The organism is Variovorax davisae, assembly GCF_030316845.1.
Lineage (GTDB): Bacteria > Pseudomonadota > Gammaproteobacteria > Burkholderiales > Burkholderiaceae_C > Variovorax > Variovorax davisae.
Map to the genome: position 1 here is coordinate 1 of NZ_JASZYS010000005.1, position 14,569 is coordinate 14,569.

Genomic DNA, 14,569 nt, shown 5'->3' on the forward strand with positions numbered 1-14,569 from the left:
CGGTCAAGCTGATCAACCCGATCGCGATGGAAGAAGGCCTGCGCTTCGCCATCCGTGAAGGCGGCCGCACCGTGGGCTCGGGCGTCGTGGCGAAGATCCTCGACATCTGATTCGAACGCTACTCAAGGAGTCACCATGGCCACCAAGCAAAAAATCCGCATCCGCCTGAAGGCGTTCGACTACAAGCTGATCGACCAGTCGGCTGCCGAGATCGTCGACACCGCCAAGCGCACCGGCGCGATCGTCAAGGGTCCCGTGCCCCTGCCGACCCGCATGAAGCGTTTCGACATCCTGCGTTCGCCGCACGTCAACAAGACCAGCCGCGACCAGTTCGAGATCCGCACGCACCAGCGCCTGATGGACATCGTCGATCCGACCGACAAGACCGTGGACGCGCTGATGAAGCTCGACCTGCCGGCCGGCGTCGACGTCGAGATCAAGCTGCAGTAACAGCCTGTCCTCCATAGAGGGCCCGTCCACAGCGATGTGGGCGGGCCTTTTTCGTTCCGGCGGCCGCACGCGTATCCGTCATGTAACCGCGCGGTATCCCCCAGGCAATGTCGCAGCGCGCCCGCGCCTGGCGGCCTAGACTGCGGGCATGGCTGCCCCGGACCGCCGACTTCGCGCCACCGACGCTCCCGCGTGGACCGACGCGGCCGAGGCGATGTATCGCGCCGCGCGGGCCGTGGCCGGCGCCCACGGCCCGGGCACGATGGCGGGGCTGGTCCAGGAGCTGGCGCAGATCCTGGGCGTGGCGACCGTCTTCGTGGCGGTCTTCACCGACGGCACGCGCAGCACCTTGCGCACCCTGGCCGCCGTGCTCGACGGCAAGCTGCTGCACAACTTCGACTACCCGCTGCAAGGATCGCCCTGCGCGCAGGTGGTCGGGCGGGCCTTCCGCTTCGTCGCCTCCGGCGTCGCCGGCGAATTCACGCCGGGCACGATGTTCGCGGCCAAGGGCATGGATTCGTATGCCGCCTTTCCGCTCAACGACGGCGACGGCCGCCCGCTCGGGCTGCTGGTGGCGATGGACCCCCGGCCGATCGAGGACGCGGTGCTGGCCGAGGCCCTGCTGAAGATCTTCGCCAGCCGCCTGATCGCCGAGATCGAGCGCAGCAGCGCCGACGAGGCGCTGCGCGCGGCGGCGCTGGCCGTCTCGGCGGCCAGCGGCCGGTCGGTGTTCGCCGAGCTGGCGCGCTACCTGGCGACCATCCTGGAAGTCGAGATGGCGTTCATCTCGCGCCACCAGTCCGACGACGCCAGCGCCTTGCACATGCTGGCGATGGTGAGCGACGGCGAGGTGCGCGAAGGCTACCGCTACCCGATCCAGGGCACGCCCTGCGAACACGTGCTGGGACAGCAGTTCTGCGCCTATCCGTCGAATCTGCATGCGCTGTTCGCGCTCGACCAGGACGACCGGCTGCTCGGCGCCGAGGGCTATGCCGGCCTGCCCCTGAACGATGCGCACGGCCGGCCGCTCGGCACCATCGGCATCGTCTCGCGCCATGCGCTGACCAATCTCGAGCGCATCGAGTCGATGCTGCGGATCTTCGCCGGCCGTGCCGCGGCCGAGATCGAGCAGCTGGGCGGCCGTGAGGCGCTGCAGCGCTCGGAGGCCAGCTACCGCGCCATCTTCGAAGCGTCGGAGGACGCGATCTTCATTCTCGACTGGTCGAGCGGCGAGATCCTCGACGCCAACCCGAAGGCTTGCGAGGCCTACGGCTGCAGCCGCGACGAACTGTGCCGGCTGTCGCTGGCCGACCTGCGCTCGGGCGAGGCACCCTACACGGCCGAGCAGGGGCTGGCGCACATGCAGCTGGCCAAGCTCGGGCGCTGCCCGCCCTTCGAGTGGCATCGGCGCAGCCGCGACGGCGCGCTGCGCTGGGACGAGGTGCGGCTGAAACCGGCCATGATCGATGGCCGCCATCACATCGTGGCCTTCACGCGCGACATCACGGAGCGCAAGGAGGCGCTGGCGGCGCTCGGCGCCAGCGAGGCGCAGTACCGCGGCATCTTCAACGCCTCGGCCGACGCGCTGGTGCTGCGCGCCGCCAACTTCGCCATCGTCGATGCCAACGCCACCTACGAGCGCATGAGCGGCTTCCGGCTGGCCGAGGTGCTGGGCGTGGACCGGGTGCTGGCCAACCCGCCCGAGATCATGGCCACGATCCGTGCCCTGCACGAGCAGGCGCTGGCCGGCGAGCCGGTCCGGCTCGAGACCGAGCTGCTGCGGCGCGACGGCGAGCGCTACGACCTCGAACTGCGCGGCGTGCCGGTGCTCCATCGCGGCGAGCCGCACGTGCTCTACATCGGGCGCGACATGACGCAGAGCAAGCGCGCCGAACGCGCGCTGCGCAACAGCGAGGAGCAGTACCGGGCGATCTTCAACGCTTCCGCCGACGGGCTGGTGGTGCGCGATGCCGACTACCGCGCGGTCGACGTGAACCCGGCCTACCTGGCGATGAGCGGCTACACCCGCGACGAGGTGTTGAGCGCGACCCGGGTGCTGACCCAGCCCGACCCGGCGCTGCAGCAGCGCCACCGGGCCCGGCACGCCGACATCCTGGCCGGCCGGCCGGTGCGCTTCGAGGTGCCGGGCGTGCGCAAGGACGGCAGCCCCTTCTACCTGGAAGTCAGCGGCATGCCGCTGACCTACCGGGGCGAGCCGCACGTGCTCTATGCGGCGCGGGACATCACGCAGCGCAAGGCGGCCGAAGCCGAACGCGAGCGCCTCGAGGCCCAGCTGCGCCAGGCCCAGAAGATGGAAGCCATCGGCCAGCTGACCGGCGGCATCGCGCACGACTTCAACAACATCCTGACCAGCGTCATCGGCTACCTGGTGCTGGGCCAGGAGCGCGCCGAGACCCTGGGCGACGCCCGGCTGCAGCGCCAGCTGGGCCAAGCGCAGCTCGCGGCCCAGCGCGCGCGCGAGCTGATCGCGCAGATGCTGGCCTTCGCGCGGCGCCAGCGCGGCCAGCGCCGCACCCTGGCGCTGGGCCCGCTGGTCGACCAGACGCTGCAGCTGCTGCGCGCCACGCTGCCGGCCTCGGTGTCGCTGGACTTCGCCGCGCCTGCGGCCGGCGGCGATGCGCTGCAGGTGGCGGCCGATGCGGTGCAGCTCGAGCAGGTGCTGTTCAACCTGTGCATCAACGCGCGCGACGCCATCACCGGCTCGGGCTGGATCCGGGTTCGGCTCGGGCGTCGCGGCGGCGCCTGGACCTGCGCATCGTGCCGTGCCCATGTCGAGGCCGGCCACTGGGTCGAGGTCAGCGTCGCCGACAGCGGCAGCGGCATCGCCCCGGAGCTGGTCGACCGCATCTTCGAGCCCTTCACCTCGAGCAAGGAGGTCGGCCGCGGCTCGGGCATGGGCCTGGCGATGGTGCACGGCATCGTGCACGACCACGGCGGCCACGTGCTCGTCGAGACCGCGCCGGGCGCCGGCTCGGTGTTCCGCGTGCTGCTGCCGCCTGCCGCCGGCGCAGCGTCGGACGCGCCCGGCGCGCCGGACCTGCCGGCGAGCGGCGAAGCGCTCTGCGCCCGCGTGATGGTGGTCGACGACGAAGTCATGGTGGGCGACTTCATGGTCGAGCTGCTGTCCGGCTGGGGCATCGAGGTGGTGCTCCACCGCAGCCCGCTGCACGCGCTGTCCTGGCTGGAGGACCGCAGCCAGCCGCTCGACCTGCTGATCACCGACCAGACCATGCCCCAGCTCGACGGCCTGCAGCTCGCCCAGCGGGCCACCGGCCTGCGGCCGGACTTGCCGGTGCTGCTCTACACCGGCAACGCCGACGGCATCGACGAAGCGGCGGCCAGGCGCCATGGCGTCTGCGGCGTGCTGCACAAGCCGGTCGACAACCAGGCCCTGCATGCGCTGATGAAGGCGTGTCTCGACAAGGCGCGCCGCAGCCCCTGCCCGGGCGCATGAGGCCGGGGCTGGCGGATACCGGCCCGATACAAAGGCACGGCGCCGCGACACGCGGCGAATACCGGGGCCTCGCAGACTGCGTTGCACGTCGTGGCACCGCGCATTCCGCCCGGACGACGGCGATGCTCGCTTCGGCAGTGCGGCCGGACGCTGCGCGATGCGCGAACGCTGATTCCGGCCGCACCGACGAGGAGAGAGTTTTCATGGTCGACTTTCAAACCCCCCAGGGCGGCACGATCGGCATTGCCGACGCGCCCATCGCCACGCTGCGCGACTCGCTGCGCGGCAGCCTGCTGCTGCCCGAAGACGCTGGCTACGACGTCGCGCGCTCGCTGTGGAACGCCATGATCGACCGCCGGCCGGCGGCGATCGTGCGCGCCGCCGGCGCCGCCGACGTGATGCAGGCCGTGAACTTCGCGCGCCAGAACCGGTTGCTGCTCGCGATCAAGGGCGGCGGCCACAACATCGCCGGCAAGGCCGCGTGCGATGGCGGGCTGATGCTCGACCTGTCGCCGATGAAATCGGTGCGGGTCGACCCGGTGGCCCGCACGGCGCGGGTCGAGCCCGGCGCGCTGTTGTCCGACTTCGACCGCGAGACGCAGGCCTTCGGGCTGTCGACACCGACCGGCATCAACTCGACCACCGGCATGGCCGGGCTCACGCTCGGGGGCGGCTTCGGCTGGCAGAGCCGCAAGCGCGGGCTGACCATCGACAACCTTCAATCCGTCGACGTGGTGCTCGCGTCCGGCGAACTGGTGCAGGCCAGCGCGACGCAGAACGCCGACCTGTTCTGGGCCGTGCGCGGCGGCGGCGGCAACTTCGGCATCGTCACCTCGTTCGAGTACCGCCTGCATCCGCTCGGGCCGCAGGTGCTGGCGGGGCTGATCGTCTATCCGTTCGCCCAGGCCAGGCAGGTGTTCGACGGCTATCGCAAGTTCACCGCCGCGGCGAGCGACGACATGACGGCCTGGATGGTGATGCGCAAGGCGCCGCCGCTGCCCTTCCTGCCGGCGGAGGTGCATGGCAAGGAGGTGGTCGTGGTCGCCTTCTGCTGGCTCGGCGAGCCTGCCCAGGGCGAGGCGCTGGCCCAGACCTTGCGCAGCTTCGGCACGCCCGCCGGCGAGCACGTGGGCGCGATGCCCTTCGCCGGCTGGCAGACCGCCTTCGACCCGCTGCTGCAGCCGGGCGCACGCAACTACTGGAAGTCGCACGACTTCAAGATGCTGAACGCTGATGTGGAGCGCATCCTGTGCGACGCCATCGCCAAGTTGCCGACCGAGGAATGCGAGGCCTTCATCGGGCACCTGGGCGGCCAGGTCAACCGGACGGCCGTCGCCGACACGGCCTACCCGCACCGCGACGCCGAGTTCGTGCTCAACGTCCACACCCGCTGGCGCGACGCCGGCGACGACCGCCGGTGCATCGATTGGGCGCGCGGCCTCTTCGATGCGCTGACGCCGCATGCCACAGGTGGCGTGTACGTGAACTTCATGCCCGAGGACGAGGCCCAGCGCGTGGCGACCGGCGCCTATGGCTCGAACTATGCGCGGCTGGCGGCGCTGAAAGCCCGCTACGACCCGGCCAACCTCTTCAGCCAGAACCAGAACATCCTGCCGAAGGCCTGAGCCATTCGCCTGCCACGCCCGGGGTCGCTGGGCGTGGCAGGGCGGGGGGATCAGGCGGCCATCGGGAGCGCCATCTCGGGATGCCGCGGCATCGCATAGGCCAGCGGTGCCAGCGCGCTCTTGATGCGCTCGCCCTGGGCGTCGTCGAGCATCGGGAACAGCACCTTCTGGAAGCGCGGCGCCATCACGCCCGAGACGATGTACTGCCAGCGGTAGGCCTTCAGCACCGTGTCGTGGATCTGCGCCTGTTGGGCGTCGCTGAAGAGCGTGCCGGCGATGGTGCAGAAATAGCGCGCGTCGGCCATGGCCTGCGCCTGCAGGATGCCGTCGACCGCGCCGACCAGCGCGATCAGGTCGTCGACCGCGCCATCGCGCTCGGCGGCGCCGAGCCGCGCGTTTTCGGCGACGAACTCCAACTCGTCGAGGATCGCGTGCTGCGACTCCTCGCGCCAGTGGAACAGGAACACGTCCTTCCACAGGGGCGAGAGGTTGGCATCCGGTTCGATGCTGGCGCGGTAGTGGGCCAAGGTGAACAGCTCGATGTCCAGCGTCAGCGCCAGCACCGCCCAGGTGCTCTTGCCCAGCACGGCCTGCGCCACCGCATTCGGCTGCGCGGCCATGACGTAGCCGGCCGGCATGTCGGCCGCCATCATCTCCTCCAGGCAGCGGAACAGCGCCTGGTGCTTGATTTCCTCGTCGGCCATGCGCACCAGCGCTTCCAGCGCCACCTGGTCGCCGAAGACGTGCTCGCGGCTCAGGTCGATGACCTTCGACGCGATGAAGCGTTCGACCAGGCCGAAGATGTTGGCGTAGGTGCGGCCTTGCACCTGGCTCAGGAGCCGTTCGTCGTCCGGGCTCAGGAACGTCAGTTCGTCGGCCAGGGTCAGGCCCTTCGGCAGGAAGGTCCTGGCGTAGTCGAACTGGCGGCCGCGAATGACGTCGCGCTCGATGTCCCAGCGCACGCGCTTGGACACCTCGATGACCTTGGCGTAGCGGTCGGTGGGGGTGGATGTCGACATGGTGATGCTCCTTTGCTGATGGAAATGGCGGGGCCGTGCCCTGCCGCGTGGGGTCCCCGGGGGGCATGCCGCCCCGGGGCGCTTCGGCGCCGCCGGGTCAAGGCATGGCGGGCAGTCTGGTCGGCACCGGTATCCGCCGTGCATCCGTGGATCGCGGCTGTGTCGCCGTTGTGTAGCGGGGCCGCGCCAGCGGCCGCGACAGCGCCTGGGCGATGCGTTCGCGCAGGCGGGCGTTGAAGGGGCTCTGCGGCCGGCTGGCGACGCGCTCGCCGAGCAGGCGCTGCGCCAGCGCCGGCTGGTGGCTGCGCAGCGCCGCTTCGAGCCAGGTCAGGTGCAGCAGGTCGCATTGCGCGCGGCTGCCACCGCAGCCGCGTGCCAGCCGTTGCTGCGCCTGCAGCTGCCGTGCCGCGGCCGCGTAACGCCGGCGGCCGAAGGCGATGAAGGCCTCGCACACCGGCAGCGCCGCATCGTGCACCGCCCGCCGCAGGTCCGGCGCCTTCCGCGCGCAGTCGCGCAGCGCGTCGAGCAGGCGGCGGGCGCTGGCCCAGCGCTGCGTGGCGACGAAGGCGAGCATGGCGTGCACGTCGTTGAAGGGCCGCAGGCCGGTGATCGCGCGATCCTCCCAGGCGTCGGCGATCCGCTGCCAGCGCTCGGCCACGTCCTGGCCCCGCAGATGCAGCCGCCACAGCAGGGCCGAGCTGTCGACCAAGGTGGCGACGTCCGGATCGCGGCCGTCCATCAGCCGGCGGTCGAGGATGCCCAGTACCGCGGCCAGCTCGCCCTGGTCGAGGCGAAACAGCGATTCGTGCCACGAAAGGTGGGTGGCGAAGGCGGGGCTGCCGGCCCAGACGCCGCGGGTGTGCTTGAGCCAGGCGGCGCCGTCGGCGCTGCGCCCCTGCATCTCGAGCGCGTGCGCCACGGCGTGCACCGCGCCGCACTGGCGGGGCTCGACCCGCAGCGCCTCGCGCCCGACCGCATCGGCCGAGACCGGGTCGGCCGTCTCGGCCAGGCCGAAGGCGTACATCGCCAGCACGTGGCCGTAGCCGGGCTCGTCGGGATGCCAGTGCCGCAAGGCGGCGACGATGCGCTCGCGCAGGCACTCGGTGCGGCCGAACTGGAGATCGCCGAAATGGGCCACGCGCAAGGCCAGCGTGTCCTTGGGGTCGGCGGCGGCGATCTCGCCGTACAGGCGCAGCGATCGCGCCATGTCCTTGTCCAGCCAGGCCTGGGCGGCGGCGAGATGGGCCCGCTCGCGCGCGCCGGCCCGGGCCAGGTGCGGACGGGCCGCCTGCAAGGTGGCGCCCAGCGCCGGCAGCAGGTCCTCGCGGGAGGCCATCACCAGGCCCGCCGCGCGCAGGCAGTGCGCGGCGGCGAAGTCGGGCCGGGCCCGCAGCACCGGGTCGATGACGGCCTGCGGATTTCCCTGCCCGGCGTGCAGCAGGTCGAGCGCCTGCCGGCAGGCCGCGGCGGCTGCGGCATCGTCGAATTCGGTGTCGGGCTGGGGCGTGCGTGGCATGGGGCCACTGTGCGGGCCGCGGGTATCGGGCGTGCATCCGCCGGGCGTTGCTGTGTAGCCGGCGCGTAGCACCACTGGTGCAACCGCGACCCCTCGCGCAGAATCGCGCCATGGACGCGATCGCCCGTCTGCTGATCGTCGACGATGATCCGTCGGTGCGCGCGATGCTGCGCGAGTACCTCGAGGACCACGCCTTCCGCGTCGCGGAGGCCGGCAGCGGCGCCCAGATGCGCGAGAGCATCGAGCGCGAGCTGCCCGACGCCGTGCTGCTCGATGTCCGCCTGCCCGGCGAGGACGGGCTGAGCCTGGCGAGGTACCTGCGCGAGCACTACGACCTCGGCATCATCATGGTCACGGCCTCGGGCGACGTGATCGACCGGGTGGTCGGGCTGGAGCTGGGCGCCGACGACTACATCGCCAAGCCTTTCGATCCGCGCGAGCTGCTGGCGCGGGTGAAGAGCGTGCTGCGCCGGCTGCAGGCCAAGCCGCCGGCGGAGGCCCCGGTGCCGACGGCGGCGCCCAAGGGGGCGCGGCAGCGTTTCGGCCGCTGCGAACTCGATCTCGACGCGCGCCGCCTGTTCGAGTCCGACGGCGCGGAAGTGGCCATGACCGCGATGGAGTACGAGCTGCTTCGCGTGTTCCTCTCCAACCCCAACCGCGTGCTGTCGCGCGACCAGTTGCTGATGCACACCCGCAACCGCGAGTGGGAGCCTTTCGATCGCTCGATCGACATCCGCATCGGCCGCCTGCGTCGCAAGGTCGAGCCCGAGCCCGCCGGCGAACCGCGCTGCATCCGCACGGTTCGCAACGCCGGCTATATGTTCGTGCCGGACGCCTGACGCAGTCAGGGCGCGCCAAGCCCCGTTTCCCCACACCTGCCGACGACACCCGGCGCGGCGGGGCCGTGCGTGTGATTTCCATGCAACAGGCACGCATCGACACAATTCTCACTTGGCCTTGAAAACCAAATAACTCGACAAAAAAGTGTCGAAAAGTGTCTAAAAATCCAGAAAAGTCTGAAATTTGATAGGATTGGGGGAAGTGTGAATTAGGAATTTTCGGATATTGATGGAAGATAAGTCGAAAATTTCATCAGGGAGTTCCGAATGCAGGCAGTGTGGGCAAGGCGAAGCGTGGCAGTGACGGCGGTGGCGATGCTCGCGGCCTGCGGTGGCGGCGGTGGTGGCGGCGGCGGCGGAGGCTTCGTCGGGCTGCCGGCGGCCAGCACCGTCACGCTGAGCGGCACGGCGACCTATGTGTCGATCCCCAACCCCAACGGGGCCCTGGTCTATACGGCGGCCGCGCCCAAGCCGATCCGCGGCGCCAGCGTCGAGATCGTCAACAGCGCTTCCGCGGCGGTGATCGCGACCGCGACCACCGATGCCAGCGGTGCCTATTCGGTCAGCCTGCCCTCGAGCACCCAGGTCCTGGTCCGGGTCAAGGCGCAGATGACCCAGGGCGGCTCGGGCCCCACCTGGGACGTCACGGTGCGCGACAACACGCAGTCCGACGCCATCTTCGCGCTCGAGACGCCGTCGTTCTCCACCGGCGCCGCCGCCAGCACGCGCGACGTCCAGGCGCCCTCCGGCTGGGACGGCAGCCGCTACGCCTCGACCCGGGTGGCGGCGCCCTTCGCCGTGCTCGACACCGTCTACGCGGCGCAGGCCAAGATGCTCGCGGTCGCGCCGGCCACCGCCTTCCCGGCGCTGAAGCTCTACTGGAGCACCAACAATGTGCCTGCGGTCGGCAATCCGGCGCTCGGGCAGATCGGCACCACCTCGTTCACGATGAGCAATGGCGCGCGGGCCATCTATGTGCTGGGCAGGGAAAACGTCGACACCGACGAATACGACGCCTCGGTCGTCGCCCACGAATGGGGGCACTACTACCAGTCGGCCTTCAGCCGCGACGACTCCCCCGGCGGCAGCCACGCCCTGACCGACAGGCTCGACCGGCGTGCGGCTTTTTCCGAAGGCTGGGGCAATGCCTGGTCGGGCATCGCCCTGGCGCGCAGCAACTACACCGATTCGGTCGGCCAGGCCCAGGGGCAGGGCGCCAACATCGACCTGACGGCCAGCGGTGTCGCCGGCCCCGGATGGTTCCGCGAGGCCTCCGTCCATTCGCTCCTCTGGCGCCTGAACAGCCAGGTGGGCTTCAAGCCGATCAACGACACCCTGACCAGCGCCGCGTTCAAGAGCGGCGTGGCCGTGACGTCGATCCATCCCTTCACCGCCGCCTTCGGGCTCGCGGCGCCGGGCAGCGTCTCGGTGCTGGCCGGCCTGCTGAGCGGCGAGCAGATCAACGCCTCGGCCAACGATCCCTTCGGCGTCAACGAAACGAACGACGGCGGCGTGAGCGGCGTGCTGCCGATGTACCGGTCGGCCACCGTCGGCGGCTCGACCACGGCCTGCGTCACCAACGTGGCGGGTGCCGGCAACAAGCTCGGCAGCTATGTCTACCTGCGCTTTTCGCTGCCGAGCGCCGGAAACCGTACGATCACGGTCACCGGTCCCAGCGCCGCCGACCCGGATTTCGCGCTCTACGCCGGCCGCCAAGTCGACGAAAGCGAAGGTTTCGGCAGCAGCGAGACCAAGGCGGTCAGCCTGCCGGCTGGCGACAACGTTCTGGTGATCAACGACTACAACAACTCCTCGGCCAACACATGTTTCAACGTCAGCATCCAGTGAAAATCGCGGCAGCCCTGGCCTGCGCCCTGGCGCTGGTGTTGCCCTTGGCCGCGACCGCGGCCGGTCCCGCCGGCAAGCCGATGACGACCGCGCCGATGAAGTCCAACGGCTCGGGCGTCCAGGTCCAGTACCGGGTCGACGGCACGCCCGAGGCCGGCCGTCCGGTGGCGGTGGTGCTGGCCTTCGACGGCATCGCCGCCGCGGGCGCCACGGTCCGGCTCGCGACCGAGGGCGGCCTGACGCTGTCGAGTGCCGAAACCACCCGCAGCCTGCCGGCGGGCCAGGCCGCCACCTGGACGGTCGAGGTGGTGCCGGCCGCCAGCGGCATCGGCTACCTGAACGTGTTCACGACCCAGGCCGGCGCGACCAGCGCCACGTCGATCCCGGTGTCGGTCGGCAAGCCGTCCGCCACCATGCCGGCCAGCGGCTCGCTCAAGCAGTCGACCGACGGCGAAAAGATCCTGCCGATGCAGGTGAAATAGGGCGCCTGGGGGGGCTTGCGCCGGCCCCTCTTGCGTCATCTCCCGTTCGCGGGCTATAATCTTCGGCTCTGCCTAACTTGCGTCTAATGGACGCGGGTTGGAGCAGAACTTTACCAACCCTCTTTCGTGGGCCAACGTTCGTCGCCGGCCCAACGCTGTCGCCAATTGAAGTGGCAGCGGCGGAAGAGGACTTCCATTTTTTGGAGAAAACAAATGAGTCTGAGCAACTCCCTCGGGTTGCTGGGCCGCAAGGTGGGGATGATGCGTCTCTTCACCGATGACGGGGACGCAGTTCCTGTCACGGTGGTGGATGTGTCCAACAACCGCGTGACCCAGATCAAAACCCAAGAGACCGATGGCTACGTCGCCCTGCAAGTGACGTTCGGTTCGCGCAAAGCATCGCGCGTGACCAAGCCGGCCGCAGGCCACCTCGCCAAGGCGGGTGTCGAAGCCGGTGAAATCATCCAGGAATTCCGCGTGACCGCCGATACGGCCGGTCAGCACAAGGCCGGTGGCGTCATTGCCGCAGGCAGCGTGTTCGCGGTGGGCCAGAAGGTCGACGTGCAAGGCACCTCGATCGGCAAGGGCTACGCTGGCACGATCAAGCGCCACAACATGTCGTCGCAGCGGGCATCGCACGGTAACAGCCGTTCGCACAATGTCCCCGGCTCGATCGGCATGGCGCAGGATCCCGGTCGCGTGTTCCCCGGCAAGCGCATGACGGGCCACCTCGGCGACGTCACCGTGACGACCCAGAACCTCGACGTGATCCGCATCGACGAAGCACGTCAACTGCTCCTGATCAAGGGCGCGATCCCCGGCTCGAAGGGTGGCTTCGTCACCGTGCGTCCGGCCGTCAAGGCCAAGCCGCAAGCCGCTGAAGGAGCCAAGTAATGGAACTCGAACTCCTGAACGAACAAGGCCAGGCCGCGTCGAAGTACGACGCCCCCGAGACCGTGTTCGGCCGTGACTACAACGAAGACCTGGTCCACCAGATCGTCGTCGCATTCCAGGCCAACGCCCGCCAAGGCACGCGCGCCCAGAAGGACCGCGAGCAGGTCAAGCACTCGACCAAGAAGCCTTTCAAGCAAAAGGGAACGGGCCGCGCCCGTGCCGGTATGACGTCCTCGCCGCTGTGGCGCGGGGGTGGCCGGATCTTCCCGAACATGCCTGACGAAAACTTCTCGCAGAAGATCAACAAGAAGATGTACCGCGCCGGCATGGCGTCGATCTTTTCGCAGCTCGCTCGCGAAGGCCGTCTGGCCGTGGTCGATTCGTTGACCGTCGATTCGCCCAAGACCAAGGCGCTGGCCGCCAAGTTCAAGGCGATGAACCTCGAGTCCGTGCTCGTGATCGCCGAAGAAGTCGACGAGAACCTGTACCTGGCCTCGCGCAATCTCGTCAACGTGCTCGTGGTCGAGCCGCGCTACGCCGATCCGGTGTCGCTGGTCCACTACAAGAAGGTGCTGGTCACCAAGGGTGCGGTCGACAAGCTCAAGGAGATGTTCGCATGAGCCGCATGAACCCTACGCCCAAGCAGCGTCAGTTCGACGAAGGTCGCCTGATGAACGTGCTGGTCGCCCCGGTCGTGTCCGAAAAGGCCACGATGGTCGGCGAGAAGTCCAACGCCGTCACCTTCAAGGTGCTGCAGGACGCCACCAAGCCAGAGATCAAGGCCGCCGTTGAACTGATGTTCAAGGTCGAAGTCAAGGGCGTGTCGGTGCTCAATACCAAGGGCAAGTCCAAGCGCTTCGGCAAGTCGATGGGTCGTCGCGACAACGTTCGCAAGGCCTACGTCACGCTGAAGGCTGGTCAAGAGCTCAACCTCGTCGGGGAAGGCGCTTAATCATGGCCGTCATCAAGATGAAACCCACTTCGCCGGGCCAACGCGGCGCGGTGAAGATCTCGCGGGACCACCTGTACAAGGGTGCCCCCCACGCCGCGCTGCTGGAACCGCAATTCCAGAAGGCCGGCCGCAACAACAACGGTCACATCACGACCCGTCACAAGGGCGGTGGCCACAAGCACCACTACCGCGTGGTGGACTTCGTGCGCAACAAGGACGGCATCCCGGCCAAGGTCGAACGCATCGAGTACGACCCGAACCGCACCGCCCACATCGCGCTCGTGTGCTATGCCGACGGCGAACGCCGCTACATCATCGCCCCGCGCGGTCTGGAAGCCGGTGCAACGCTGCTGAGCGGCTCGGAAGCCCCGATCCGCGCCGGCAACACGCTGCCGATCCGCAACATCCCGGTCGGCTCGACCATCCACTGCATCGAACTGCAACCCGGCAAGGGCGCGCAGATCGCTCGCTCGGCGGGCACGTCCGCCACGCTGCTGGCTCGCGAAGGCGTCTACGCCCAGGTGCGCATGCGCTCGGGTGAAGTGCGCCGCGTGCACGTCGAATGCCGCGCCACCATCGGTGAAGTCGCCAACGAAGAACACAGCCTGCGCCAGCTCGGCAAGGCCGGTGTGAAGCGCTGGATGGGTATCCGCCCGACCGTTCGCGGCGTGGTGATGAACCCGGTCGACCACCCGCACGGTGGCGGCGAAGGCAAGACCGGCGAAGGCCGTCATCCTGTCGACCCATGGGGCAATCTGACCAAGGGTTATCGCACCCGTAACAACAAGCGCACGCAAGTCTTCATCGTGTCGCGTCGCAAGAAGTAAGGGTTAGCACATGACTCGCTCTCTCAAAAAGGGTCCGTTCGTCGATCACCACCTCGTGGCCAAGGCCGACAAGGCCGTGACGACCAAGGACAAGAAGCCGATCAAGACCTGGTCGCGTCGCTCCATGGTCCTGCCCGAGTTCATCGGCCTGACCATTGCCGTGCACAACGGCAAGCAGCACGTGCCCGTGTACATCACCGACCAGATGGTCGGCCACAAGCTCGGCGAATTTGCGCTCACGCGCACGTTCAAGGGGCACCCCGCGGACAAGAAAGTCCAGAAGAAGTAAGGAACGACCATGTCTGAAACACGTGCAGTCCTCCGCGGCGTCCGCCTCTCGGTCGACAAGGGCCGTCTGGTCGCAGACCTGATCCGCGGCAAGAAGGTCGATCAAGCGCTCAACGTTCTGCAGTTCACGCAGAAGAAGGCCGCTGTGATCATCAAGAAGGTGCTCGAGTCGGCGATCGCCAACGCCGAGCACAACGACGGTGCCGACATCGACGAACTGAAGGTCAAGACCATCTACGTCGAGCAAGGCGCCACGCTCAAGCGCTTCACCGCGCGCGCCAAGGGTCGCGGCAATCGCATCAGCAAGCCCACGTGCCATGTGTACGTGACGGTTGGCAATTAAGGCTGGAAGAA

15 protein-coding genes are annotated in these 14,569 nt (G+C 68.8%); 13 read left to right on the forward strand and 2 right to left on the reverse strand.

Features of this window, described 5'->3' with window-relative positions:
• From QTI33_RS12670 to QTI33_RS12685, 4 genes are all read left to right on the forward strand, one after another.
• On the forward strand, positions 1–110 hold a 110-nt coding region (locus QTI33_RS12670), incomplete at its 5' end, for an EF-Tu C-terminal domain-related protein (RefSeq protein WP_495574034.1).
• A 25-nt stretch (positions 111–135) separates the two neighbouring features.
• Positions 136–450 (forward strand): 30S ribosomal protein S10, encoded by a 315-nt coding sequence (gene rpsJ, locus QTI33_RS12675; RefSeq protein ID WP_028250951.1) that lies wholly within the window; start codon positions 136–138, stop codon positions 448–450.
• 148 nt (positions 451–598) lie between these two features.
• Complete coding sequence (locus QTI33_RS12680; protein ID WP_286506345.1) at positions 599–3,925, forward strand: hybrid sensor histidine kinase/response regulator; 3,327 nt, start codon at positions 599–601, stop codon at positions 3,923–3,925.
• A 203-nt stretch (positions 3,926–4,128) separates the two neighbouring features.
• Positions 4,129–5,550 (forward strand): FAD-binding oxidoreductase, encoded by a 1,422-nt coding sequence (locus QTI33_RS12685; RefSeq protein ID WP_286506347.1) that lies wholly within the window; start codon positions 4,129–4,131, stop codon positions 5,548–5,550.
• 50 nt (positions 5,551–5,600) lie between these two features.
• Here QTI33_RS12685 and QTI33_RS12690 read toward each other — a convergent pair whose 3' ends face one another.
• Positions 5,601–6,569 carry a hypothetical protein gene (locus QTI33_RS12690; RefSeq protein ID WP_286506348.1) on the reverse strand — a complete coding sequence of 323 codons (969 nt, stop codon included), beginning with the start codon at positions 6,567–6,569 and terminating at the stop codon, positions 5,601–5,603.
• 97 nt (positions 6,570–6,666) lie between these two features.
• Positions 6,667–8,085, reverse strand: coding sequence for a tetratricopeptide repeat protein (locus QTI33_RS12695; protein ID WP_286506349.1), 1,419 nt, complete (start codon positions 8,083–8,085; stop codon positions 6,667–6,669).
• Between the two features lie 110 nt (positions 8,086–8,195).
• On the opposite strand from QTI33_RS12695, the gene QTI33_RS12700 reads away from it, so the two are divergent.
• From QTI33_RS12700 to rplV, 9 genes are all read left to right on the forward strand, one after another.
• A complete protein-coding gene (locus tag QTI33_RS12700) occupies positions 8,196–8,924 on the forward strand; it encodes a response regulator (RefSeq protein WP_286506350.1) in 729 nt (242 codons plus the stop codon).
• A gap of 267 nt (positions 8,925–9,191) precedes the next feature.
• Complete coding sequence (locus QTI33_RS12705) at positions 9,192–10,772, forward strand: hypothetical protein (RefSeq protein ID WP_286506351.1); 1,581 nt, start codon at positions 9,192–9,194, stop codon at positions 10,770–10,772.
• Entirely contained in the window at positions 10,769–11,254 is a 486-nt protein-coding gene (locus QTI33_RS12710) for a hypothetical protein (protein ID WP_286506352.1), read from the forward strand. Before QTI33_RS12705 ends, QTI33_RS12710 begins: the two co-directional genes overlap by 4 nt.
• 213 nt (positions 11,255–11,467) lie before the next feature.
• Positions 11,468–12,148 (forward strand): 50S ribosomal protein L3, encoded by a 681-nt coding sequence (rplC, locus tag QTI33_RS12715; RefSeq protein ID WP_286506353.1) that lies wholly within the window; start codon positions 11,468–11,470, stop codon positions 12,146–12,148.
• Complete coding sequence (rplD, locus tag QTI33_RS12720) at positions 12,148–12,768, forward strand: 50S ribosomal protein L4 (protein WP_286370946.1); 621 nt, start codon at positions 12,148–12,150, stop codon at positions 12,766–12,768. The genes rplC and rplD overlap by 1 nt, the downstream gene beginning before the upstream one ends.
• A gap of 5 nt (positions 12,769–12,773) precedes the next feature.
• Positions 12,774–13,100, forward strand: a complete 327-nt coding sequence (rplW, locus tag QTI33_RS12725; RefSeq protein WP_286371177.1) for a 50S ribosomal protein L23 — start codon at positions 12,774–12,776, stop codon at positions 13,098–13,100.
• A gap of 2 nt (positions 13,101–13,102) precedes the next feature.
• Positions 13,103–13,927 (forward strand): 50S ribosomal protein L2, encoded by an 825-nt coding sequence (gene rplB, locus QTI33_RS12730; protein ID WP_028250945.1) that lies wholly within the window; start codon positions 13,103–13,105, stop codon positions 13,925–13,927.
• A 10-nt stretch (positions 13,928–13,937) separates the two neighbouring features.
• The gene (gene rpsS, locus QTI33_RS12735) at positions 13,938–14,216 is read left to right on the forward strand and encodes a 30S ribosomal protein S19 (protein ID WP_007838132.1); all 279 of its coding nucleotides are present in this window, start codon (positions 13,938–13,940) and stop codon (positions 14,214–14,216) included.
• Between the two features lie 9 nt (positions 14,217–14,225).
• The gene (gene rplV / locus QTI33_RS12740; protein WP_007838134.1) at positions 14,226–14,558 is read left to right on the forward strand and encodes a 50S ribosomal protein L22; all 333 of its coding nucleotides are present in this window, start codon (positions 14,226–14,228) and stop codon (positions 14,556–14,558) included.
• The last annotated feature ends 11 nt before the right edge of the window (positions 14,559–14,569 follow it).